The sequence below is a fragment of the Xanthomonas hortorum genome (genome assembly GCF_024339125.1).
GTDB lineage: Bacteria > Pseudomonadota > Gammaproteobacteria > Xanthomonadales > Xanthomonadaceae > Xanthomonas > Xanthomonas hortorum.
In genome coordinates this window covers 382181-405972 of record NZ_CP101417.1, presented here as the reverse complement: position 1 = coordinate 405972, position 23792 = coordinate 382181, and the positions used below count along the sequence as shown (strand labels likewise).

17 protein-coding genes are annotated in these 23792 nt (G+C 64.4%); all 17 read left to right on the top strand.

Annotation, left to right across the window (positions count from 1 at the left end; all coding sequences use genetic code 11):
* Nucleotides 1–57 precede the first annotated feature (57 nt).
* Entirely contained in the window at nucleotides 58–501 is a 444-nt protein-coding gene (locus NMB96_RS01625) for a GspH/FimT family pseudopilin (protein WP_043889883.1), read from the top strand.
* On the top strand, nucleotides 485–865 hold the full coding sequence (gspI, locus tag NMB96_RS01620; protein ID WP_023905122.1) for a type II secretion system minor pseudopilin GspI: 381 nt from the start codon (nucleotides 485–487) through the stop codon (nucleotides 863–865). The genes NMB96_RS01625 and gspI overlap by 17 nt, the downstream gene beginning before the upstream one ends.
* Complete coding sequence (gene gspJ, locus NMB96_RS01615; protein WP_255086047.1) at nucleotides 862–1485, top strand: type II secretion system minor pseudopilin GspJ; 624 nt, start codon at nucleotides 862–864, stop codon at nucleotides 1483–1485. The genes gspI and gspJ overlap by 4 nt, the downstream gene beginning before the upstream one ends.
* Nucleotides 1482–2474 (top strand): type II secretion system minor pseudopilin GspK, encoded by a 993-nt coding sequence (gspK, locus tag NMB96_RS01610; RefSeq protein ID WP_023905120.1) that lies wholly within the window; start codon nucleotides 1482–1484, stop codon nucleotides 2472–2474. The genes gspJ and gspK overlap by 4 nt, the downstream gene beginning before the upstream one ends.
* Entirely contained in the window at nucleotides 2471–3559 is a 1089-nt protein-coding gene (gene gspL / locus NMB96_RS01605; protein ID WP_023905119.1) for a type II secretion system protein GspL, read from the top strand. Before gspK ends, gspL begins: the two co-directional genes overlap by 4 nt.
* Nucleotides 3556–4032, top strand: coding sequence for a type II secretion system protein GspM (gene gspM / locus NMB96_RS01600; protein WP_023905118.1), 477 nt, complete (start codon nucleotides 3556–3558; stop codon nucleotides 4030–4032). The genes gspL and gspM overlap by 4 nt, the downstream gene beginning before the upstream one ends.
* Before the next feature lie 32 nt (nucleotides 4033–4064).
* Complete coding sequence (gspN, locus tag NMB96_RS01595; RefSeq protein WP_255086914.1) at nucleotides 4065–4748, top strand: type II secretion system protein N; 684 nt, start codon at nucleotides 4065–4067, stop codon at nucleotides 4746–4748.
* A gap of 726 nt (nucleotides 4749–5474) precedes the next feature.
* On the top strand, nucleotides 5475–8183 hold the full coding sequence (locus tag NMB96_RS01590; RefSeq protein ID WP_255086046.1) for a TonB-dependent receptor: 2709 nt from the start codon (nucleotides 5475–5477) through the stop codon (nucleotides 8181–8183).
* Between the two features lie 165 nt (nucleotides 8184–8348).
* Complete coding sequence (gene galA, locus NMB96_RS01585; protein WP_255086045.1) at nucleotides 8349–11243, top strand: beta-galactosidase GalA; 2895 nt, start codon at nucleotides 8349–8351, stop codon at nucleotides 11241–11243.
* Nucleotides 11240–13663, top strand: coding sequence for an alpha-N-acetylglucosaminidase (locus NMB96_RS01580; protein ID WP_255086043.1), 2424 nt, complete (start codon nucleotides 11240–11242; stop codon nucleotides 13661–13663). The genes galA and NMB96_RS01580 overlap by 4 nt, the downstream gene beginning before the upstream one ends.
* A 121-nt stretch (nucleotides 13664–13784) precedes the next feature.
* Nucleotides 13785–14957: an acyltransferase family protein gene (locus tag NMB96_RS01575; RefSeq protein WP_255086042.1), complete on the top strand. Its 1173-nt coding sequence runs from the start codon at nucleotides 13785–13787 to the stop codon at nucleotides 14955–14957.
* Between the two features lie 264 nt (nucleotides 14958–15221).
* Nucleotides 15222–15944, top strand: a complete 723-nt coding sequence (locus NMB96_RS01570) for a GntR family transcriptional regulator (RefSeq protein ID WP_172839323.1) — start codon at nucleotides 15222–15224, stop codon at nucleotides 15942–15944.
* Between the two features lie 45 nt (nucleotides 15945–15989).
* The gene (locus NMB96_RS01565) at nucleotides 15990–17264 is read left to right on the top strand and encodes a sugar MFS transporter (RefSeq protein ID WP_023905112.1); all 1275 of its coding nucleotides are present in this window, start codon (nucleotides 15990–15992) and stop codon (nucleotides 17262–17264) included.
* Nucleotides 17265–17304: 40 nt separating this feature from the next.
* Complete coding sequence (locus NMB96_RS01560; RefSeq protein WP_043889880.1) at nucleotides 17305–18372, top strand: LacI family DNA-binding transcriptional regulator; 1068 nt, start codon at nucleotides 17305–17307, stop codon at nucleotides 18370–18372.
* 5 nt (nucleotides 18373–18377) lie between these two features.
* The gene (locus NMB96_RS01555) at nucleotides 18378–19406 is read left to right on the top strand and encodes an SIS domain-containing protein (protein ID WP_006451305.1); all 1029 of its coding nucleotides are present in this window, start codon (nucleotides 18378–18380) and stop codon (nucleotides 19404–19406) included.
* 2 nt (nucleotides 19407–19408) lie between these two features.
* Nucleotides 19409–20563 carry an N-acetylglucosamine-6-phosphate deacetylase gene (gene nagA, locus NMB96_RS01550; protein WP_255086039.1) on the top strand — a complete coding sequence of 385 codons (1155 nt, stop codon included), beginning with the start codon at nucleotides 19409–19411 and terminating at the stop codon, nucleotides 20561–20563.
* A 551-nt stretch (nucleotides 20564–21114) separates the two neighbouring features.
* Nucleotides 21115–23778: a TonB-dependent receptor gene (locus tag NMB96_RS01545; protein WP_255086037.1), complete on the top strand. Its 2664-nt coding sequence runs from the start codon at nucleotides 21115–21117 to the stop codon at nucleotides 23776–23778.
* Nucleotides 23779–23792: the final 14 nt, after the last annotated feature.

Genomic DNA, 23792 nt, shown 5'->3' with positions numbered 1-23792 from the left:
ATGTCTGGGCAACCGACCATCGTTAAGCATGTGCCCGCACGCGCGCCGCGCGCGGGCATGCGTGGCTTCACTTTGCTCGAACTGCTCGCGGTGCTGGTGATCACCGCACTCGCCAGCACCTTGGTGGTGATGACCTTGCCCGATACGCGGCGCGATCTGCACGACCAGGCCGATGCGTTGGCCAGCGCCCTGCTGCACGCACGCGACGAGGCGATCCTGAGCCTGCGTATGGTCGAGGTGACTGTCGATGCAGGCGGTTATGCGTTTCGACGCCAGGTGCAGCAGCGTTGGGTGCCACTGGATGAAAAACCTTTCGTTGCCATGCGTTGGCCGGATGGCGTGCAGACCGCATTGCCGGTTGGCGGCACGCAAGTGAGCGTGCGTTTCGATCCTACCGGCGCGGCGACGCCGCAACGCATCGCGCTGGCTGACGGTCAACAGCGGGTGCAGGTCTTGGTGGATGCAGCCGGCGTGGTGCGGGTCGATGCGCCACAACGCTAATCGCCATGACAGCGCTGGATTTTCGCTGCTCGAACTGATGGTCGCGCTGGCGATCTTCGGTATGGCCGTGGTTGGCTTGCTGAATTTGTCCGGCGAAAGCACGCGCACTGCCGTGGTGCTGGAAGAGCGTGCGTTGGCTGCGGTGGTTGCAGAGAATCAGGCAATCGAAGCGATGCTCGCGCCCACGGCCGCAGCGCTGGCACCGGCGAATGGGCAAGAGACCTTGGGTGGCCGCAGGTGGGACTGGCAGCGAAAGTCGATGCCGGCCGGCGGCGCAGGCATTGTGCGGATCCAGGTGCAGGTGCGGGCCGCAGCGCAGGCGCAGGAAATCGCCAGCCTCAGCGTCTTGCGGAGCGCCGAATGATCCGCGCACGTCGTGCCGCACTGTGCACCCGTGACAGTGCCGGCTTCACCTTGATCGAGCTGCTGGTCGCACTGGCGGTGTTCGCACTGGTGGCGGTCGCGGCAGTGGTGGTGATGCGACAGAGCATCGATCAGCGCGATGCGGTACGTGCGCGCCTGCAGCAGATTCGCGAGTTTCAACTTGCGCATGGTCTGCTGCGTAGCGATTTGCAGCAGGCCGCTGTGCGGCGCACGCGTAACAGCGAGGGCGGTGCTGCACGCACCGCGTTCGTCGCAAGCCCGCCCGGTGCGCCCGGGCCCTTGTTCGGTTTTGTGCGGCGCGGTTGGAGCAACCCGGATCAGGCGCCGCGTGCGTCGTTGCAGTATGTGGAGTACCGCGTGGTCGATGGACGCCTCGAGCGCAGTGCACGCCCCGTACTCGATGGCGCAGTTGCCGGCACGCCGCAGGTGGTGCTGCGCGGTGTGCGCTCGGCGGTGGTGGAGTTTCACTATCGCGCGCAGTGGAGCGATGGCTGGAGCGGCGGGCTCGAGGCACTGCCGGATGCGATCTCGCTGGAGCTGGACCTGGAGCAATGGGGCCGCGTACGCCAGCTGTTCGTGCTGCCGGAGGGGCGCGGATGACAGCCTTGAACGCAGGTAGGCAGCAACGCGGCGTCGCACTGCTGACGGTGTTGTTGCTGGTCGCAGTGATGACGCTGCTGATGGTGGCGGTGCTGGACGATCTACGCTCCGGTCTGCGTCGTAGCGGCAATGGCGAGGCGATGACGCAGGCGCAGTGGTACGCGCTGGGCACCGAAACCATTGCGCGGCAACGTCTGCAGGCATTGGCCAGGCGCGACCCGATGCGCACAACGCTGGAGGGCGGCTGGAACGATCAACCGATCACCTTCCCGCTGGACGACGGCGCGGTGAGCGTGCGTCTGCGCGATCGCGGCGGCTGTTTCAATCTCAACAGTGTGGTCGCCGGTGCTCCCGAGCAATGGCAACGCAACGACGACGGTGCACGCCAATACATCGCGTTGCTGCAGGTGCTCGGCATCGCGCCGCAACAGGCGCAGGCCTTGAGCGATGCGCTGGTGGACTGGATCGACAGCGACAGCCAGCCCGGTGCGCAGGGCGCCGAAGACGATCGCTACCTGCAATCGGCAGTGCCGTTGCGCACCGGGGCGACCTTGCTGGCCGGCGTCAGCGAACTGCGCGCCATCGCCGGCTATACGCCGCAGGTGATCGCGCAATTGCGGCCGTATCTGTGTGCATTGCCGGAGGGGCGCTTGTCGCCGATCAATATCAATACACTCAGCCTGGAAGATGCGCCGGTGTTGGTGGCGCTCACCGAAGGCGCGTTGGAGCTGCCAGCTGCGCGACGCGTCATTGCCGCGCGGCCGGCCGGAGGATGGCGCGACGCCAAGACGTTCCTGAGCCAGCCTGCGCTGATACAGGCCGAGCCTTCCAACGCCGTATTGGAACAATTCGCACTACGCACCAGCTATTTCTCCCTCTACAGCCAGGTCGACCATGCCGGCGCGCAGGTCATGCTGGATGCCTTGTTGCAGCAAGATCCTGCGGGGCGTGTGCGGCTGGTGGCACGCCAATGGAGTTCCGACGAATGAGTACCACCTTGCTGTTGCTGACCACCGATGCCACTGCGCAAGCCATTGCCGTGCGCGTCGATGCGCATGGCCAGGTGCTGTCGCAACGCGTAGCCAGCGCGCCGTTTGAAGCGTCTGCACGCTGTGTGCTGGTGGTGCCGGGCGTGGACGTGCAGTTGCGCTGGCTGACATTGCCGGGCCGCAGCACCGCGCAATCGATAGCCGCCGCACGCCTGCAACTGGCCGAGCATCTGGCGGTGGAGACGCAGACCTTGCATGTGGTGATCGCCGAGACTGCCGAAGCCGATGGCACGCGCCTGGTGGCTGCGGTGGAGAGCGCGGTGATGCAGCAGTGGTTGGCGCGCGCAGCGCAGCTAGATGTCACCCCCGATGCCGTGGTGCCAGATTGCCTGTTGCTGGCGCCCGGCGCTGACGGTGCGGCGGCAGTGATGGACTGGGATGGCCGTTGGCTGATCCGTGCCGCAGGCCTGGCCTGCAGCCTGGAGCCCGAGGCTGCACGCATGCTGCTGGGCGAGCGCGCACCGCTACAGCCGCCAACGACCGATCCTGCGCTTGCGATTGCCTGCTTTTCGCGATGCGCCACACGCGCGCCGATCAATTTGTTGCAGCAGGCATTCGCTGCAAAGCCGGCCACTGCGCAGATGGTCACGCCGCGTCGTCTTGCAGCGTTGGCCGCGCTGGTGTTGCTGTCGCCACTGTTGCTGATGCTGGCGCAGACACTACGCTACGAGATCGGTGCGCGCATGCTGCAGTCGCGCGCCGCCGCGCAGTTGGGCGTGCACGACGCAGCGGCGGTGCCGGCAGCGCTGCAGGCTCGCCGGCATGCTGGCGCAGCGGTCGATACCCTGGCGGTGCAGCTCGGTACCTTGTTCGCCGCAGTCGAAGCCATTCCCGCTGCCGAACTGGATCAACTCGACTATCAATCCGCACAGCCGTTTCGGGCCACACTGCTGCATACCGATGCCGCCAGCGTGCAGCAACTTTCCGCGCGGCTGGCAGAGGCAGGATGGCACGTGCAAGCAGGCACCGGCCAGAGCGAAGACGATCGCCTGCGCACGCCATTCGTGCTGGAGCCGCTGCGATGAGTGCAGGTCTGCAGCGCGGCCAGCAGTGGTGGCAGACGCGTGCGCCGCGCGAGCGGGTGATGCTGGGCGTGATGTGCGCCGCAGTGGCCGCGTTCGTCGGTTGGTATGCGCTTTACCTGCCACTGCGGCACTGGCGTGTACAGGCGCAGGCGCGTTACGCAGATGCGGCGCAGCTGGTACTGGATGCATCCGCGCAGACGTCGGCAACCAAGCGTCCCACCTCAGCGGGCACAGCGGCGCTGGCCGAGATCATCGCAAGCAGCGCACGCGATGCCGGTGTCGGCATCACCTCGCAACAGCGCAGCGCTTCGGGCCGGTTGGAGGTGCAGATCGATGCGGTGAGCGCCACCACCTTGTTCGCCTGGCTGGAACGGTTGCGGCAAGCGCATGGCCTGGCACCGACACAGTTGAGCATCGTGCGCGACCAGGGCCAACTGCGGGTACGCTGCGGATTTGCGGAGCCCGCACCGTGACGCGCACGCGTTGGATTTTGGTATTTGCACTGATGTTATTGGTCGCGTTGCTGGCATGGCTGCCACTGCGCCTGGTACTGCCACGCGAGGGGCTGCCGTTTTCGGTGCTGGACGTGGAAGGGCCGGTGTGGGCCGGCACGTTGCGGCAGGTGCAATGGCAGGGCATCGCATTCGGCGATGTCGCGGTGCGGCCACGCGTCTTGCCGTTGTTGCGTGGCGAGCGCCAGGTGCACCTGCAGACCACGCAGCTGCAGGTGCACCTGGTGGATGGCACGCAACACGGCATTCGCGATGCGCAGGGGCAGTTGTTGGTACGCCAGCCTGCGGGGATGACCTTGATCGATCTGGCATTGGAACTGCAGCAGGTCGATCTGCTGTTCGATGCCACCCGCTGCGTGCACGCACGCGGGCGGGTCAGCCTGCAACTGCTGCCGAGTGGGGCGGGCGAGCTGCCGGGTTTGCCGCCGCTGCGGTTATCCGGGCAACCGGTGTGCGTGGACGACACCGCAGTGCTGACACTACTGCCGGACGCCGCGCTGCCTGCAGGCGTGCAGGCAAACGCGCAGCTGCAACTGTGGCGCGACGGACGCTGGCAGCTGCAGTCGCGCGTCGATCCCGGTCAGGACGCGGTGCTGGGCGTGGGCCTGCAACTGCTGGGCTTTACCGCCACGCCCGAGCGCACGTTGTTGCGCATCGATCAGGGGCAGTTGCGCTGAGCGGGGCTTCGCAGCTTAGGCATCGGGTGATCGGTCTTCTGCACCATTAGCGTGCATGCGTGATGGCCTGTGTCTTCGTCCAGGCCGATTTAATGGCGCGCACAGCTAGCCTGCTGACAACGTTGTCGGCGTAGCGCCGCCTCTAGTCATTGCTGCCGTCAGCTGGTTGCGTTGGTGAGACATCGACGCCGCTTTCGACACGCAGGAACGCCTGAATATGGACTGTGACGCAGCTTCCAGCGAATGCGGTGCGTCTGGCACATTTCGCCTGGAACAAAATTGGTCTGGTAATGGCGAATTGGTCATTGACTGGTCCTGTGACAACGATACCCGGGATGCACCCGAATGATCCTTAGCGCACCCATAAAAACCCTTGAATAAAGGATATGGCTCCAGTCACGAGGAGCGATCAAACACTTTCGACAGTGACTGTTGACAGAATCTTTTAAAGACCATAAGAATCAAATCCACTGAATTGGTATTTGCCAGTCAGGGCCGTTGATCAGCAATGGCACGCGATGTCCGTCCTGGGAGGGAGGCGGCATCGGCACCCACGGGGGGCCGTACGGGGTGTGTCTCAAACAACAGATCGCAGGCGGTTCCGGATGTCCGGGACTGGGGGCCTGTGCGCGTGTGGGTGGGTTGCCCAACGCCGGGATCTGTCATCGCTGATCGATCGGAATGCCAGTCGCGTCGTCGTCCAGCCATTCCACCTCAGGATCTCCCATGTCACCTGTCTCGCGTGCCTCGTTGCGTTGTTGTTCGCCTTCCTCGCTGTCCATCGCCATCGCGCTGTCGCTGCTTGCCTGCGGCGCCAGCGCGCAGGCGCAGGAGTCGCCGCCTGCAGACGCTGCGCAGATTTCCCAGCTCGATACGGTCAAGGTCACCAGTTCGTACCAGAAGAGCCTGATCACCGCGATGGACAACAAGCGCGACGACGTGCGCATGACCGATGGCATCTCGGCGCAGGACATCGGCAAGTTTCCCGCCGAAAACATCGCCGAGGCGATCCAGCGCATTCCCGGTGTGCAGATCTCCACCATCAACGGGCGCGGTTCCACCATCAGCGTGCGTGGCCTGGGGCCGCAGTATTCGGCCACCACCATCAACGGCCAGGTGATCAAGAGCGCCGATTTCACCGATGGCTTCCGCTACGACATCATCCAGCCGGAAGTGGCGGCCGGGATCGAGGTGATCAAGTCGCCGTCGGCCGACATGGATGCCGGTGGCTTGTCCGGCACGGTCAACATCAACACCACCAAACCGCTGGACTACAAGCAGACCAAGCTGCTGTTTTCGGCCAAGGCGCAATACGCTGAATTTGCCGGCGGCGCGCCCACGCCCAAGGGCGTGCTGACCTATATCGACCAGTTCAAATTCGGGGGTGGCGATCTGGGCGTGTTCCTCAGCGCCGGGTATCAGAAGCTCAAGGATCGCGCCGATTATCTGTGGATCGACCGCTGGTATACGCAGCAAACCGACGCCGGCACCTTGTACATTCCGCGCCGCCCGCGCTACCGCTCGATCGAGCGCGAAACCACCCGCAAGATGTTCAATGGCGGGCTGCAGTGGAAGCCCAGCGATCAGCTGGAAATGAACCTCACCGCGCTGTATTCGCAGGACAAGACCGCCAACGACATGAACCAGTTGGTGTACTCGTTCGAGCGCAGCCCGCTGACCGTGCTGCAGACCAACGGGCTCACCGCCACGCAGGTGTCGGCGTCGGACTACTGGCTGGAAAACAACCGCCAGATCGAACAGCACGATTTGTCCACGCGGCTGCTGACCTACGACTTCAAGTGGAAGGGCGATGCCTGGACCTTGAGTGGCGCGGCCAATTACACAGAAGGCAAGACCGACGAAAACGAGCGCGCGGCGATCCTGGGCCGCAAGCCGACCTCGACGCTGCTGGACACCTCGAACCCGGATGCGATTTCGCTGATCACCGATGCCGACGCCACCGATGCCAGCGCCTGGGACAAGACCAATCTGGTGCGTAGCGAATATCCCAATGGCGGCATCCAGTCGCTCAGCAACAAGGAATGGTCGTTGCAACTGGATGCCGAGCGTTATCTGGATATGGGTGCGTTGAACGCGGTGCGCTTCGGTGCCAAATACCGCCGCGAAACCTTCGACCGCGATGTGCGCCGGCGCGATTTTCTGTATTTGCTCAGGACCGGTGCCGTATCGGGCTTCGACATGTTCCCGGAACTGTCGGCCGCCAACAGCACGGTGAGCAACTTCCTCGACGGACAACTCGCCTCGCAGGACAGCTGGGTCACCCCGGACATCGCGGCCTACGCGCGCTCGCTGGCGGCTGCCGGCATCACCGTGCCGGTGCTGTTCGCACCGCAGAGCAGCTACAGCATCGAGAACGACATTTCATCGGCCTATGCGATGGCGCGCATCGATACCGACATCGGCAGCATGCGTCTGCGTGGCAACGTGGGCATGCGGTATGAAAACACCAAACGCACCACCGACACCTACCTCACCCAGGCGCAGGCGGCCAGCGACGACGCCAACGTGGTGATCGGCACCGCGCGTGCGCCGTACGACTATTCCAACTGGTTGCCCAGCCTGAATCTGGTGCTGGACATGCGCGAAGACCTGCTGCTGCGCTTTGCCGCCGCCAAGGTGCTGGTGCGGCCGATCCTGGACAGCAACACCGCCATCGCTTCGACCATTTCCACCGGCACCAATACCGGCGGCACCACCACGTTCATCGTCACCCAGGGCCAGACCGATCTGAAGGCGCTGACCGCCGACCAGGCCGACCTGAGCCTGGAGTGGTATTACGGCAACGGTGGTGCGCTCACCGTTGCCGGCTTCTGGAAGAACATCAAGAACGGCACCTTCAACAGCATCGTCTGCCCAGGCGCGTTCAACGGCACCGCGCTGTCCAGTAATGCAGCCGGCGATTGCGTGGACGGCGGCGGCAACATCTACGAGATCACCGCCACCACCAACGACCCGAGCAAGGTCAAGATCCGCGGTTACGAGCTGGGTTGGACACAATCGCTGGATGCGTGGCTGCCGATCGATGGCTTCGGTGTGACCTCCAACTTCACCCGGGTGATTCCGCAGCGCGATACGGCATTCCAGATCCGCAATCTGTCCGAGCAGACCTGGAACGCCACCGCATACTGGGAAAGCCAGCATTATTCGGCGCGCGTCTCGCTCAACCATCGCAGCGAGTACGAGCAGGACAGCAGCGACAGCTTCTTCGCGCGCGAAGGCCACACCATGAAGGCGCGCACGCAGCTGGATGCGGTGCTCGGCTATCAGGTCAACGACAAGTTGAGCTTCCAGCTGGGCGGCCTGAACCTCACCAACCGCACCGAAGAGGCCTACAAGGACATCACCAGCCGTTGGCAGATGACTGGCGTCACCGGTCGCAGCTACTACCTGTCGATGCAGTGGGACATGCTTTGATGGCGGGGGAGGGGGCGCAGCGCCAGTGTGCACGGCTGCGTGCTGCAGCACCCATTGAATGCAATGCTGCAGCTGCTGTTGCGGCGCACTCCAAAGATGCTGCGGGAGTTGCTGCTGCGCGTCTGTCGCGGGGTACACATACAACGCTGTTGATCAGGCACTGCCATGCGCAGACGTGACTTCCTCGCTGGCAGCGTCTGCGCCTCCTCGTTGCTTGGTGTGCCGACGCTGACTCCAGGCATGGCGAGCGCTGCAACTGCACGCGCTGGCAGCATCGGAAAGCCGCGTCCCACTCCGCCGCCATCGGTCAAAGATGGCAGTGGCCAATGGCTGGATCTGGACGAAGGCTGGCGCTTCCACGCCGGCGATCTCCCGTTCCCGCATCTGCTTGCGCAGGACGAAACCTACGACAACGCCAAGGCCGGCCGGGCCTGGGGCGCGGCCGCGCCGGACTTCGACGACACAGGTTGGCGCCAGCTGCAACTGCCGCACGATTTTGTGGTGGAGCAGCCGGTGCGCGCCGACGCCAATATCGCGCAAGGCTATCGGCCGCGCGGTATCGCCTGGTACCGGCGCACGCTGCGGCTGGAAGAGTCGGCGCGCGGCCAGGCGGTGGAGTTGCGTCTGGACGGCATCGCCAGCCATGCCACCGTGTGGGTCAACGGCATGCTGATGGCGCGTAGCTGGAGCGGCTACAACGGGTTGGTCATCGACATCACGCCGGTCGCGCGCTACGGCAATGCAGTGAACAGCATCGCCATCCGCGTCGACGCCGAGGCCATGGACGGCTGGTGGTACGAAGGCGGCGGTCTTTACCGGCACACCTGGCTGGTGTTGCGTACGCCGTTGCATATCGCCGGCGATGGCCTGGCAGCGGTGCCGCGCGAAGGCCCGGGCGATGTCTGGCAGGTGCCGGTGGAGCTGGAGTTGGTCAACAGTGGCGAGCAGCCTGCCGAGGCGTGGGTGGATGTCGAACTACGCGATGCACGTGGTGCTGTGGTGGCGCATGGCGAGACGCAACTACGCGTCGCTGCATTCGGCACTGCGCAGGCAAAAGTGAGCGTATCGGTCGCGCAGCCGCAGCGCTGGAGCGTGGATGCGCCGGTGCTGTATCGCGTGGTGGCCAGCGTGCGCGGCGAAGACGGCCGTAGCGATAACGTCGCGTGTGAGATCGGTTTTCGCAGCCTGCGCTTCGATGCCGACCACGGCTTTTTCCTCAATGGCCGCGCGCTCAAGATCAAGGGCGTGTGCCTGCATCAGGACCATGCCGGCGTTGGTGTTGCGCTGCCCGATGCCTTGCATGCGTTTCGCCTGCGTCGCCTGAAATCGATGGGCTGCAATGCCATCCGCCTGCATCACGCGGTGGCGCCGGAACTGCTGCAGGCCTGCGACCGGCTCGGTTTGCTGGTGATGGCCGAGAACCGCTTGTTCAACCCCGCGCCCGAATACGTGGCCCTGTTGCAAACGATGGTGCGGCGCCAGCGCAACCATCCCAGCGTGTTTTTGTGGTCGCTGCTCAACGAAGAGCCGCTGCAGGGCACCGCCACCGGCTACGCCATCATGGCGCGCGCGGCCAACGCGGTGCGTGCGCTCGACGACACCCGCCCGATCACTGCCGGCATGAATGATGGCATGTTCGCCACGCGCGGCGCGGCGGATGTGGTGGACGTGCTCGGCTTCAACTATCGGCAGTACAACTACGACCGTGTACATGCCGCGCGCCCACGCACGCCGATGTTGTCCAGCGAAGACACCAGTGCCTTTCAGACCCGCGGTGCGTGGTTCACCGATTTGAATGCACACGTGGTGGCCGAAGACGACAGCCTGGCCGCCGACTGGGGCAATACCCATCGCCGCGCCTGGCAGCTGATTGCCGAACGCCCATTCGTCGCCGGCAGTTTCGTTTGGACAGGGTTCGATTATCGCGGCGAACCCACGCCGTTCGAATGGCCGTCGGTGGGCTCGTTCTTCGGCATCATGGACCAGTGCGGATTTCCCAAGGGAGCGTATTGGTTGCGCCGCGCGTTGTGGATCGACGATGCGCCGGTGCTGCATCTGTTGCCGCACTGGAACTGGCCGGGTCGCGAAGGCCAGCCGATCAAGGTGATGGCGTTCTGCAATGCCGCGCAGGTGGAGCTGTGGCTCAACGGCCGCTCGCTGGGAAAACAGGCGGTGGATCGCGCGCAGATGAATCAGTGGCAGGTGCAGTACGCGCCGGGCGTCCTCGAAGCGGTGGCTTGGCGCGATGGTCGCGAGGTGGCGCGCACGCGCGTGGAAACCACCAGCGCAGCGGTTGCGCTGCGATTGACGCCCGACCGCGCGCAACTACGCGGCGATGGCCGCGACGCGCAGCCGGTGACCTTGGAGGCGGTGGATGCGCAAGGCCGCCACGTGCCCGATTGCAATGCAACGCTGACACTGCACATCAGCGGCGGCCGGCTGCTGGGCGTGGGCAATGGCGACCCAAATGCGCACGCACCCGATCAGGTCACGCAGGTGGCCTTGTTCAACGGGCTGGCGCAGGCCATCGTGCAGGCCGGCCGCGGTGCCGGCGTACTACGCCTGCAGGCGCGTGCATCAGCACTGCAAGATGCGGTGGCCGAGATCGCCTGCACGGCGGTGCCGCTACCAGCGGCTGTGGCAGTGACCGCACCAGTGATGGTGGTCGAAAGCTGGCGCCACACTGCCGCATTCGCGCAGCCACCGGCACCAGATATGTCGCGCCGCCCCAACGACAACAACAGCTGGAGCAACACGCTACCCGGTACGTTGGAAACCGCACCCGAGCGCGCCGGCTACATGTTGTACCGCACCCAGTTCACGCCGTGGCAAGGTTTGCAGCGCCAAGGCGGCGTGCTCGATCTGGGCCGGCTCAGTGGGCCGGCACAGGTCTTTCTGGATGGCCGCGCGGTGGCGCAAGCGGCAGCCGGCATGCCGATCAAGTTGGCGCTTGCGCCCGCAGCCGGTACGCGCACGCTGGCGGTGATCATGCAGGTCGCCGCCGATCAGCCATTTGGTTTCCACGACGTCGTCACCGTGCATTATCGGAACTCGCCATGATCGCTTTATCGTTTTCACCCTCGTCGCATGCGCGCCTGTTCGCTGGTGCATTGCTGAGCGCGTTGCTCGCCATTCCAGTCAGCGTGCTGGCTGTACCGCCCGCACAGGCGGTGGTGCAACGTTTGATCGGCACACGTGCCGCACAGTTCGAGATGACGATGGTGCCGCGCGGCGATGGCGCAGACTGGTATCGCATCGATGCCGGCGGCGACACGGTGCGCATTGCCGGCTCCTCGCAAGTGGCCTTGGCGCGCGGCGCCTACGCGTATCTCGGCCAGGCCGGTGCGGCGTCGATGAGCTGGGAAGGCGACCGCGTGGCACTGCCGGCGCAATGGCCCACCTACAACAGCGGCCAGGTGCGCACACCGTTTGCCCATCGCGCCTATCTCAATACCTGCACCTACGGCTACACCACGCCGTTCTGGGACTGGCCGCGCTGGCAGCGCGAGATCGACTGGATGGCGTTGCACGGCATCGACATGCCGCTGGCGATGGAAGGGCAGGAAGCGATCTGGCAAGCGCTGTGGCGCGAGTTCGATGTGGGCGATGATGCATTGGCGGAGTATTTCTCCGGCCCGGCGTTCACCCCGTGGCAGCGCATGGGCAATATCGAAGGCTATCGCGCGCCGTTGCCGCAACAGTGGATCGACAGCAAACGCGTGCTGCAGACGCAGATCCTGACGCGTATGCGCGAGCTGGGCATGCAACCGGTGCTGCCGGCGTTTGCCGGCTATGTGCCCAAGGCGTTCGCACAGGCACATCCGAACGCGCGCATCTATCGCATGCGCGCCTGGGAGGGGTTTCACGAAACCTATTGGCTGGATCCGCGCGATCCCTTGTTTGCCAAAGTGGCGCGCCGTTTCCTTGAGCTGTACACGCAAACCTACGGCGCAGGCGAGTTCTATCTGGCCGATGCCTTCAACGAAATGCTGCCGCCAGTAGCCGACGACGGCAGCGACGTGGCCGCGGCCAAGTACGGCGACAGCATCGCCAACTCCGACGCCGCACGCGCCAAGGCAGTGCCGCCTGCGCAACGCGACGCGCGCCTGGCCGAATACGGTCAGGCGCTGTATCGCTCCATCACCCAGGTCAATCCGCAGGCCACCTGGGTGATGCAGGGCTGGCTGTTCGGTGCCGACCGCGAGTTCTGGCAACCGCAGGCGATCGCGGCGTTTCTGGGCAAGGTGCCCGACGTGCGGTTGATGGTGCTGGACATCGGCAACGATCGGTATCCCGGCACCTGGAAGGCCTCGCAGGCCTTCGACAACAAACAATGGATCTACGGCTACGTGCACAACTACGGCGCCAGCAATCCGCTGTACGGCGACTTCGCGTTTTATCGACAGGATCTGCAGGCCTTGCTGGCCGATCCGGACAAACGCAATCTGCGCGGCTTCGGCGTGTTTCCCGAAGGCTTGCACAGCAACTCGGTGGTCTACGAGTATCTCTACGCGCTGGCCTGGGAAGGCCCGCAGCAGTCCTGGTCGCAGTGGCTCATGCAGTACACGCGCGCCCGCTACGGACACAGCGATGCGGCATTGCTGCAGTCCTGGTCGGATCTGGAAGCAGGCATTTACCAGACCCGCTATTGGTCACCGCGCTGGTGGAACAAGCGGGCCGGCGCGTATCTGCTATTCAAGCGGCCGACTGCCGACATCGTTGGCTTCGACGATCGCCCCGGCGATCCGCAACGCCTGCGCCGCGCCATCGACGCGCTACTGCAGCAAGCAGACCGCTACGCCGATGCACCGTTGTACCGCTACGATCTGATAGAAGACGCGCGGCATTACCTCAGCCTGCACGCCGACCGCCAATTGCAGGCGGTGGTGCAGGCCTACGGCACCGGCGACTTCGCACGCGGCGATGCGCTGTTGGCGCGCACGACGCGATTGGTGCAAGGATTGGATGCACTGGTCGGCGGCCAACACGAAACCCTCGCCGACTGGACCGGCCAGGCGGCCGCTGCCGCGGGCGACGATGCCGCGTTACGTCGCGTGTATGTCGGCAACGCGCGTGCGCAGGTCAGCGTCTGGGGCGGCGACGGCAATTTGGCCGATTACGCCTCCAAGGCCTGGCAAGGCATGTACGCGGAATTCTATCTGCAGCGCTGGACGCGCTTTCTGAGCGCCTACCGTGCTGCGCGCAAGGCGGGCACGCCGTTCGACGAAGTGGCCTTCAACAAACAGCTTGCAGCGTGGGAGCGTCAATGGGCCGAGCAGGGCACGGTGCCGAAGCGCCAGCCACCGCGCGATCCACTGACCTCGCTGCGCACGTTGCTGGCGCAGGTGGATGCGCAAGACGATGTGCCGAGCGCTCTGCAAAGCGACATGCAAGGCGAGGTGCAAGAAATTGCGCACGGCGCCATGCACGACACTACGCACGGAACTACGCACGGAACTGTCCAAGGCGCCGCCCAATGAGTGGATCCGTCTTGCGCTTCGTCGGCATGCATGACCGCTGCAGTCGCGACGCACTCACGCAAGCCATCGGCATCAAACGTACACCTCGCACCCACCTGCAGTGCCTGGGCAAGGAACTGCCATGAGCGAACAAACACCCGCTGCTGCAGCGATCACTGCATCGCCAACGCTAACGCCAAAGCGCGAACGCTTCCTATCGCTGGACGTCTTCCGTGGCCTGACCATCTTCCTGATGATCCTGGTCAACACCGCCGGGCCGGGTGCGCAGGCGTATGCGCAGCTGACCCACGCGGCCTGGTTTGGCTTCACGCTCGCCGATCTGGTGTTTCCTTCGTTCCTGTTCGCGGTCGGCAGCGCGATGAGCTTCGCGCTGGCGACAGACACGCCGCATCGGCCGTTTCTCGGCCGCGTGGGTAAACGCGCCGCGCTGATTTTCCTATGCGGCGTGCTGATGTATTGGTTTCCGTTCTTCCATCCGCAGCCCGATGGGGGATGGGCATTCACCGCGATCGATCAACTCCGCCTCACCGGCGTGCTGCAGCGCATCGGCTTGTGCTATCTGCTCGCAGCGCTGTTGGTGCACTATCTGCCGCCACGCGGCATCGCGCCGGCCTGCGTGGCGCTGTTGCTGGGCTACTGGGCGGTGTTGTATGTCTTCGGCCAGCCCGGCGCCGAGTTGAGCAAGACCGGCAACGCCGGCACCCGGCTGGATCTGTGGCTGTACGGGCGCGCGCACCTGTATCGCAAAGACAACGGCTTCGACCCGGAAGGCCTGCTCGGCACGCTGCCGGCCACGGTCAACGTGCTTGCCGGCTATCTGACCGGGCGCTTCCTGCAGCGCCGCGGCAAGACCGCTGCAGCCACGCGCACGCTGCTGCTGGCCGGCGTGGGCCTGGTGCTGCTCGCGCTGCTCTGGAACCCCGCCTGGCCGCTGTCGAAAAAGCTCTGGAGCGGGTCGTTCGTCGCCTGCACCGTGGGCCTGGATCTGCTGGCGCTGGGCGTGCTGGTCTACCTGCTGGAGCTGCGCGGCTGGATCGGCGGCAGCGGCTTTTTCACCGTGCTGGGGCGCAACCCGCTGGCGATCTATCTGTTCTCCGAATTGTTCGTGGTGGTGCTGCACCTGCTCCCGGCCGGCGGCTCCGGCCTGGACCTGTACGCCTGGGCCGGTATCCGCGTGTTCCAGACCATCGCGCCGGGGCCGCTCGGCTCGCTGCTATGCGCACTGAGTTACACGCTGCTGTGCTGGGGCGTGGGCTGGTGGATGGATCGGCGGCGCTGGTACCTGCGGTTGTGAGGTCACGGCGAGCCAAGTGATGGCGTGGACACCTGGCGCGGTCAACGCTCGCTGCGTCGCCGCCAGTGACTGCCAGCGCTGGCCGCCGTGTAACGCGCCGAACCTTACGATTGGCAGGCCGTTGCTGCCTCTCGCCAGGATCGGCACCACCAGATGCGCCGCGGCCAAATTGGTACTATATTGGACCTAACGAATCCAAGTCGGTCCGGAGGACAAGCAATGGCCAAACCCAAGGCGGCACCCCGGAACGACACCGATCCCCGGGTGGACGATCTGGCGTTGGACGCGTCCGCGCCGACCCCGTTGTACCTGCAACTGGCCGGCAAGCTCACCGACGCCATCCGCGGCGGTGAGTGGAAGGCCGGCGAGGCGCTGCCCGCCGAGCGCCAGCTGTGCGAGCGGCTGCAGATTTCGCGGGTGACCCTGCGCCAGGCGGTGGACGTGCTGGTCGAACAAGGCCTGGTCTCGCGCCGTCAGGGCGCCGGCACCTTCGTCACCGCGCAGATCCAGCATCAGCTCAGCGGCCTGACCAGTTTCAGCGAGACGCTGCGCATCAAGGGCTACGAGCCGGGCACGCGCTGGCTGGAGCGGCGCCTGCGCCCGGCGCATGGCGAAGAAATCCTGCGGCTCGGTCTGTCGCCGGATGCGGCAGTGGCTTCGCTGACACGCCTGCGTAGCGCCGACGACCGCGTCATGGCCTACGAGCACGCGGTGTTGCCGCAACGCATCGTCGCCGACCCGCAGCAGATCGGCGATTCGCTCTATAGCTATCTGGACGCGCAAGGCACCCCGGTGGTACGCGCGTTGCAGTATTTCCGCGCGATCAATCTGCCCGCGCGGCTGGCCGAACACCTGCGCATGAAGACCGGCGAGGCGATCCTGCATGTGGTGCGCGTGGGCTATGCCCGCGATGGCAGCGCGATCGAATTGACCGACACCTATTGCCACAACGACTTCTACGATTTCGTCGCCGAACTGCGCCGCTGATTCCACCCGGCGTCCCCCAACGACAACCTCAGAGCCAGCCGATCCATGACTACTGCCAGGCCCGCAAATCCCGTTGTCTCGATCGCCATCGTCGGCGTGCTGTTTTTCATCATCGGCTTTTTCACCTGGATCAACGGGCCGCTGATCACTTTCGTGCGCTTGGCGTTCGACCTCAACGAGGTCAACGCGTTTCTGGTGCTGATGGTGTTCTACCTGTCGTATTTCTTCCTGGCGCTGCCCTCGTCGTGGATCCTCAAACGCACCGGCATGAAGAAAGGCCTGGCGCTGAGTCTGGTGGTGATGGCGGTGGGTGCGGCGGCGTTCGGCCAGTTCGCCACCCAGCGTTGGTATCCGGGCGCATTGGGCGGCCTGTTTGTGATCGGTAGCGGCCTGGCGCTGCTGCAGACCGCGATCAACCCGTACATCAGCATCCTCGGCCCGATCGAGAGCGCGGCCCGGCGTATCGCGCTGATGGGGATCTGCAACAAGATCGCCGGCATCCTGGCGCCGATCCTGATCGGCTCGCTGGTGCTGCACGGCATCGGCGATCTGTCCGAGCAGGTGGCCAGTGCCAATGCCGCGACCAAGGAGACCTTGCTCACTGCGTTTGCCGCCAAGATTCACGCACCGTACCTGGTGATGTCCGGCGTACTGTTGCTGTTGGCCATCGGCGTATTGTTCTCGCCGTTGCCCGAACTCAAGGCCTCCGAGGCCAATGCAACGCCCGGCGCTGCCGGCGTGCAGAAATCCAGCATCTTCCAGTTTCCGCATCTGTGGCTGGGCGTGTTGTGCCTGTTCGTGTACGTGGGCGTGGAAGTGATGGCCGGCGATGCGATCGGCACCTACGGTCACGGCTTCAATCTGCCGTTGGACAGCACCAAACTGTTCACCTCCTACACGCTGGGTGCGATGCTGGTGGGCTATATCGCTGGCCTGGTGCTGATTCCGCGCGTGATCTCGCAGGCACGCTACCTGAGCGTGTCGGCGGTGCTGGGTGTGCTGTTCTCGCTCGGTGCCTTGCTCACCCACGGCTATGTGTCGGTGGGCTTCGTTGCCGCGCTGGGCTTTGCCAACGCGATGATGTGGCCGGCGATCTTCCCGCTGGCCATTCGCGGGCTCGGCCGCTTTACCGAAATCGGTTCGGCACTGTTGGTCATGGGCATTGCCGGTGGCGCGATCATTCCGCAGCTGTTCGCCATTCTCAAACAGCACTACGACTTCCAGGTCGTGTTCGCTGCGCTGATGGTGCCGTGCTATCTGTACATCCTGTTCTATTCGCTGCGCGGTCATCGCGTGGGCCTGCCGGCCCAGGCCAAGTGAGCGACGCGGCATGATGCGTTCCGACGAACAAGGTACATCCATGCGCAGGCCCACCATCAAAGATGTCGCCGAGCGCGCCAAGGTCTCGTTGAAGACCGTGTCGCGGGTGATCAACAACGAGCCATCAGTGATGCAGGCCACGCGTGCGCGCGTGCTGCGCGCCATCGCCGATCTCGACTACGAACCCGATCCGTCCGCACGCAATCTGCGCAGCGGTACGCCGTTCGTGATCGGTCTGGTCTACGACAACCCCAACCCGTACCACATCATCGCCATTCAAAATGGCGTGCTCGCCGCGTGCCGCGAAACCGGCTTCGGTCTGCAGATCCATCCCTGCGATTCCACCTCGCCGTTGCTGGCCGAAGAATTGGCCGAATGGGTGCAACGCTCACGTCTGGCCGGCGTGGTGCTGACCGCACCGATGTCAGAGCGCCCCGAGCTGATGGCCGGGTTGGCCGCACGTGGCATCAAGAGCGTGCGCATCATCGCCGCCACCGACGATCCCGGCGATGGCCCGTGCGTCTATATCGACGACCGCGCTGCGGCCTACGAGATCACCGAACATCTGGTCCAGCTCGGCCATCAACGCATCGGCTTCCTGTGGGGCGGCCCGCAGCATCGCTCCAGCGGCGAGCGCTACGCCGGCTACGAGGCCGCGCTGAAGGATTACGGCATCACCCTGGACAAGCATCTGGTGATTCCCGGCGACTACACCTTCGACGATGGCTTCCGTGGCGCACGCCGGCTGTTGTCGCTGCGCGAACCGCCCACCGCCATCTTCGGCAGCAACGACGAAATCGCCGCCGGCGTGCTGGCCGCGGCCAAATCCACCGGCATGAACGTGCCGTATCAACTCTCGATCGCAGGCTTCGAAGACAGCCCGTTTTCGCGTCAGTCCTGGCCGGCATTGACCACCGCCAAGCAGGCCACCGACGACATCGCGCGGCATGCTGCGCGTCTGTTGATCAGCCAGCTGCGCAGCGATGCCTACGACGACCAGCCCGCGCAATTGCAGAACCGCGGCTTCGTGCCGCAACTGGTCGTGCGCGGTTCCACTGCACCGGCGCAACCGCCGGCCGCCAAATCCTCTCCCACCGAATCCGTCTGAGCCCGATGAGCCTTCCCCTCGAAACCGATACCTTGATGTTCCGCGAGGCGGCGCAGACCGCCGACGTGGTCGCCGCACAGTTCGCCCGCAACGCCGACACCATCGCCGCACTTGCGCAATCCCTGCGCGACACACCGCCGCCGTTCGTGGTGACCTGCGCGCGCGGCAGTTCCGATCACGCAGCAACCTACGCCAAGTACCTGTTCGAAACCCAGCTTGGCATCGTGACTGCCTCCGCTTCGCCATCCGTGGGTTCGGTCTACGCAGCGCCGCTGCAATTGCGCGGCGCGCTGTACATCGTGATTTCGCAATCGGGCAAGAGCCCTGACCTGCTGCGTAATGCCGAGGCCGCAAAGGCTGCCGGCGCGCGCGTGGTCGCCCTGGTCAACGTGGAAGATTCGCCGCTGGCGCAATTGGCCGAGGTGGTGATTCCGCTGGGCGCAGGCCCGGAGAAAAGCGTGGCCGCCACCAAGAGCTATCTGGCTTCGCTCGCTGCAGTGCTGCACCTGGGCGCGGTGTGGAAGAACGACCCCGCATTGTTGGCCGCGCTGGATGCATTGCCGCAGCAGTTGCGCAACGCCTGGCAGGCCGACTGGTCTGCACTCACTGCCGGCCTGGTGCCCGCACACAACCTGTTCGTGCTCGGTCGCGGCCTGGGCCTGGGCGCGGCGCAGGAAGCGGCCTTGAAGTTCAAGGAAACCTGCGGCCTGCACGCCGAAGCCTATAGCTCGGCCGAGGTCAAACACGGCCCGATGGCGCTGGTGGGGCCGGGCTTCCCGGTGCTGGTGTTTGCCCAGCCGGATGAAACCGGTGCCGGCACGCGTGCACTCGCCGCCGAATTCCGCGCGCGTGGCGCGCAGGTGTGGCTGGCCGCGCCCGATGGCGACCTGCCGCTGGCCGATGCCGCACATCCGGCCAGCGCACCGCTGCTGACCGTGCAGAGTTTCTATCGCGCCATCAATGCGCTCGCATTGCAGCGTGGCCACAATCCCGATTTGCCGCCGCATTTGAACAAGGTTACGGAAACGGTTTGAACATGGATGCTTCCCCGATTCAAGCGTTGTGCAATGCACGCGTGCTCACCGACGACGGCGTGCAGGATGGATTGGTCGTGTTGTTGGCCGGCACGCAGATCCAGGCGATTGTGGCGGCCGACGATGCGCGTGTTGCGCAGGCGCACACACGCGTGGATCTGGGTGGCGCCACCTTGTTGCCGGGCTTTATCGACATCCAGGTCAATGGTGGTGGCGGCGTGCTGTTCAACAACGCGCGCGACCCGCAGGCACTGGCCACGATCGCTGCGGCGCATCGCCGCTTCGGCACCACCGGCATGTTGCCCACGCTGATCAGCGACACTGCCGAGGTGATGGCCGAAGCGATCGAAGCCACGCGCCAGGCGATCGCGCAAGGCGTGCCCGGTGTGCTCGGCATCCATCTGGAAGGCCCATACCTGAGCCCGGCCCGCAAGGGCACGCACGACGCGCACAAGTTCCGCCTGCCGGACGCGCACAAGATTGCGGTCGACACCTCGCTGGACAACGGCGTCACCCTGATCACGCTTGCACCCGAGCGCGTGTCGTTGGACGACATCCGCGCCTTCGTCGCTGGCGGCGCAATCGTGTTCGCCGGCCACACCGCAGCGACATACGAGCAGGCACACGCCGGCATTGCCGCCGGCGTCAGCGGCTTCACCCATCTGTACAACGCGATGTCGCAACTGACCGGGCGCGAACCGAGCGCCGTAGGTGCCGCGTTGGAAGACCCCAACGTGTGGTGCGGCGTCATCGTCGACGGCGTGCACGTGCACCCTGCCAGCCTGCGCGTCGCGTTGGCGGCCAAGCCGCGAGGCAAGGTGCTGCTGGTCACCGATGCCATGCCGATGGTCGGTGCCGACAGCCCCAGCTTCGATCTGTACGGCGAAACCATCACTGCCGTGGACGGTGTGGTGCGCAACGCCGACGGCGCATTGGCCGGCTCCGCGCTAGACATGGCCACCGCCGTGCGCAACAGCGTGCAATGGCTGGGCGTGGATCTGGCCGAAGCCGCGCGCATGGCGTCTACCTATCCGGCGCAGTGCATCGGCCTGGGCGATCGCCTGGGCAGGATTGCGCCGGGCTATCAAGCCGATCTGGTGCTGGTGGATGCGGATGTGCAGGTATTGGCGACCTGGGTGGCCGGGCAGCGCGCGTAAGCGTGCGTGCCGGTGCGTGGATCCATGCTGCGCGGCGAGTTGCCGCAGCCGCATGGACTCGCAGCACTTCTGCAGCAGAAGTCGAGCGCTTTCTGGTGAGAGCGTTGCGTACGAGTACGCGCCACATCAAAGCGTGCAAACACTTTGCATCGCAACATCTGCGTGCGCAGCCTTATGGCATCAGGTCTTCATGCGCAGTGGTCTGCCCACACACCAAAAAGAATGCGATGGCGATCACGTCGTCATTCCGTTATCTGCGTTGAATTCGACGAATTACACATAAATCAGGCTGTTTGTGTCGTTGAGTTGACAGCGCGGCTTGCGGTAGGCACCTTCGCTGATAACGTTGTCAGCGAACAGGAGCACACTCCGAATTCATGCAGACGTTGCCGCCGATCATGCATCGGTCTGGCGCCTTGACCCGCACGCCATGAGGCAGTGCGGGACGCTGCTCGCATCCGGCACAGGGGACGGAGTGCGGGCATGGCACGCGCATCGCGCGTTCTTGCGCAACTCACCGGTTGCGACGTATCAGCCTAGAGGTCCACGCAATGGTGTATCCCCGTGTGTTCGAGTTGTCCGGTCATTTCCTGTGTCATGCGCGTGCACCGCGTCGTTCGGCACTGAGCGCAGCGGTCCGTGGTTTGCTGTTGGGTGGCGCGGCTTTTGCCAGTACTGCGGCACTTCCCGCATTCGCGCAGGAACAGCCTGCACCCGCCCAGCAACAGGCACCCGCGCAGACCAATCCATCTGTCTCCACCTTGGATGAAATCAAGGTGGTGGGCTATCAGGCCAGTCTCGGCAAGGCGCTCAACGTCAAGCGCAATGCCGATGCGATCGTCGATGCGATCAGCGCCGAAGACATCGGTAAATTTCCCGATACCAACGTCGCCGAATCGCTGTCGCGGCTCTCCGGCATTACCGTGGACCGGCAATTCGGCGAAGGCGAAAAAGTCAGCATCCTCGGCACCGATCCTGCGCTCAATCGCGTGCTGCTCAATGGCCAGACCATTGCCTCCACCAGTTGGGGCGGCGACCCCAACGACCCGGACAGCCGCTCGTTCAACTACAGTACCCTGGCGCCGGAAGTGGTCGGCTTGATGGAGGTCTACAAGACCCCGGAAGCGCGTATCGACGAAGGCTCCATCGGCGGCACCGTGATCGTGCACACACGCAAACCGCTGGATCTCGAGCGCAATACGCTGACCGGCACGGTGAGCTACGGGTATAACGATCGCTCCGAAGACCCCAAGCCGAACGTATCGGCGTTGTACAGCTGGAAAAACCAGGACGAAACCCTGGGCGTGCTCACCTCGGTGATGCATTCGCAGCGCGTGTTGCGCCGCGATGGTGTGGAAATTTTCGGCTACGACAACGTGGAAGGCGCAGGGTTTCCGCCGGGTGTGGTGGGCAATAACACCGGTGTGTTTCCGACCTCGATCAACACGGCCTTGTTTCAGCAGACGCGCAAACGCGACGGTGTCAGCGCGGCGCTGCAATGGAAGCCGGATGCCGACTTCGAACTCAATCTGACCGGTTTGTACGTCAAGGAAAGTTTCGACAACTACAACCAGAGCCGCTACGGCTACTGGGGCTCCAACCCGGGCGATGCGCAGGCGCTGGGCTTCGAAAACGGCGTGGCCACCTCGGGTACGTTCGGCGATCAATCCACCACGTTCCTGGACGGTTACCTGCGCAACAGCGACGTCACCACCGGCAGCATCCACTTGCGTGCCGACTGGCATGGCGATGGCTGGAATGCATCCAGCCAGGTGGGTTACACCAGTTCGCAAGGCGGTGCCGAGCGCATCTACGGCATCCAGTTCCGCAATCTTGCCGGCTACAGCTACAACATCGACGGGCGTCGCACCGCGATGGACTACAGCACCGACCCCACCAACGCGGCAGCGATGCAACTCAACAATGCATCGGCCAGCCACAGCCCGCAGTACGACAAAGAGCGCTATCTGCAGCTGGACTTCGATCATGCAGTGGAGTGGGGGCCGTTTACGCAGATTCTGACCGGCATCAAGCTCACCAATCACGCCACCGGGCAATCAGCGTACAGCCGCACTTGGACGCCGAACGATGGCAGCACGCTCGCCGCATTCTCGCCGGGCACCACGCCATCTGGCTATCTGGATGGCATATCCACCAGCGCCGATATGCAGCAATGGTCGACGATCAACAGCGGCGCGATCAGCCAGTACATCAGTGGACTGGAAGGCGATGACGGGCTGCCGATCAGCTACGCCGGCAACTACAGCATCGAAGAGCAGAACCGTGCGTGGTTTCTGCAAGCCAATTTCTCCGGCGAGCGCTATCGCGGCAACATCGGCGTACGGTATGTGCATACACGCGATTCCACCGACGGTTTCAGCTATGCGCCGGGCGGCGGCTACACGCCGGTCAACTTCCTCAACAGTTATGGCAAGTGGCTGCCGGCCTTCAATATCGCCTACGACCTGCGCGACGATTTGATGGTGCGCTTTGCCGCCTCCAAGGTGATCGCGCGGCCGCGCTACACCAACATGACCCCGTACGTGGCCACCGACGACACCACGCTCACCGCATCCACCGGCAATCCCGGTCTGAGCCCGTACGAGTCGACCAATCTGGGCGCATCGCTGGAGTGGTATTTCTCCGACAGCAGCCTGCTCAGCAGCGAATTCTTCTCACGCGATATCTCCAACTACATCCTGACCACGGTGGAAGACCGGGTGTTCTTCAACAACGCCACCGGCGGTTCGAGCACGTATCAGACCTCCGTGCCGACCAATGCTGGCGATGCCAAGGTGCGTGGCGTGGCGCTCAACTTGCAGCACAACTTCGGTAACGGATTCGGCGTGGTGGCCAACTACACCTATTCCGATTCCAAGACCGACGGCGATTACAGCCTGCCGTACAACTCGCGCAACGCCTACAACATCAGCCCGTACTACGAGCAGGGCAAATGGAGCGCGCGGGTGAATCTGGGCTGGCGCTCGGAATACTTCACCCAGATCGGCCGGCTCAATGGGCAGCAGATGACCGATGCCTTCACCCAGGTGGATGCATCGTTCGGCTATCAAGCTACCGAGCGCCTGCGCGTGGCGCTGGAAGCCACCAATCTGCTGGACGAAACCTACTTCAGCTACATCGGCAACAAGAACCAACCGTACTACATCTATAAGAACGGCCGCTCTTTCATGCTGAGTCTGAATTTCAAGCTTTGAGCATCATGGCCGGA

Coding starts and splice junctions, on each gene's coding strand:
- NMB96_RS01560 (WP_043889880.1), top strand. CDS start 17,305: ATGCGCAGGCCCACCATCAAAGATGTCGCCGAGCGCGCCAAGGTCTCG.
- NMB96_RS01625 (WP_043889883.1), top strand. CDS start 58: ATGCGTGGCTTCACTTTGCTCGAACTGCTCGCGGTGCTGGTGATCACC.
- gspM (WP_023905118.1), top strand. CDS start 3,556: ATGAGTGCAGGTCTGCAGCGCGGCCAGCAGTGGTGGCAGACGCGTGCG.
- nagA (WP_255086039.1), top strand. CDS start 19,409: ATGGATGCTTCCCCGATTCAAGCGTTGTGCAATGCACGCGTGCTCACC.
- NMB96_RS01575 (WP_255086042.1), top strand. CDS start 13,785: ATGAGCGAACAAACACCCGCTGCTGCAGCGATCACTGCATCGCCAACG.
- gspK (WP_023905120.1), top strand. CDS start 1,482: ATGACAGCCTTGAACGCAGGTAGGCAGCAACGCGGCGTCGCACTGCTG.
- gspN (WP_255086914.1), top strand. CDS start 4,065: ATGTTATTGGTCGCGTTGCTGGCATGGCTGCCACTGCGCCTGGTACTG.
- NMB96_RS01555 (WP_006451305.1), top strand. CDS start 18,378: ATGAGCCTTCCCCTCGAAACCGATACCTTGATGTTCCGCGAGGCGGCG.
- galA (WP_255086045.1), top strand. CDS start 8,349: ATGCGCAGACGTGACTTCCTCGCTGGCAGCGTCTGCGCCTCCTCGTTG.
- gspL (WP_023905119.1), top strand. CDS start 2,471: ATGAGTACCACCTTGCTGTTGCTGACCACCGATGCCACTGCGCAAGCC.
- NMB96_RS01580 (WP_255086043.1), top strand. CDS start 11,240: ATGATCGCTTTATCGTTTTCACCCTCGTCGCATGCGCGCCTGTTCGCT.
- gspI (WP_023905122.1), top strand. CDS start 485: ATGCGCCACAACGCTAATCGCCATGACAGCGCTGGATTTTCGCTGCTC.
- NMB96_RS01590 (WP_255086046.1), top strand. CDS start 5,475: ATGTCACCTGTCTCGCGTGCCTCGTTGCGTTGTTGTTCGCCTTCCTCG.
- gspJ (WP_255086047.1), top strand. CDS start 862: ATGATCCGCGCACGTCGTGCCGCACTGTGCACCCGTGACAGTGCCGGC.
- NMB96_RS01565 (WP_023905112.1), top strand. CDS start 15,990: ATGACTACTGCCAGGCCCGCAAATCCCGTTGTCTCGATCGCCATCGTC.
- NMB96_RS01545 (WP_255086037.1), top strand. CDS start 21,115: ATGGTGTATCCCCGTGTGTTCGAGTTGTCCGGTCATTTCCTGTGTCAT.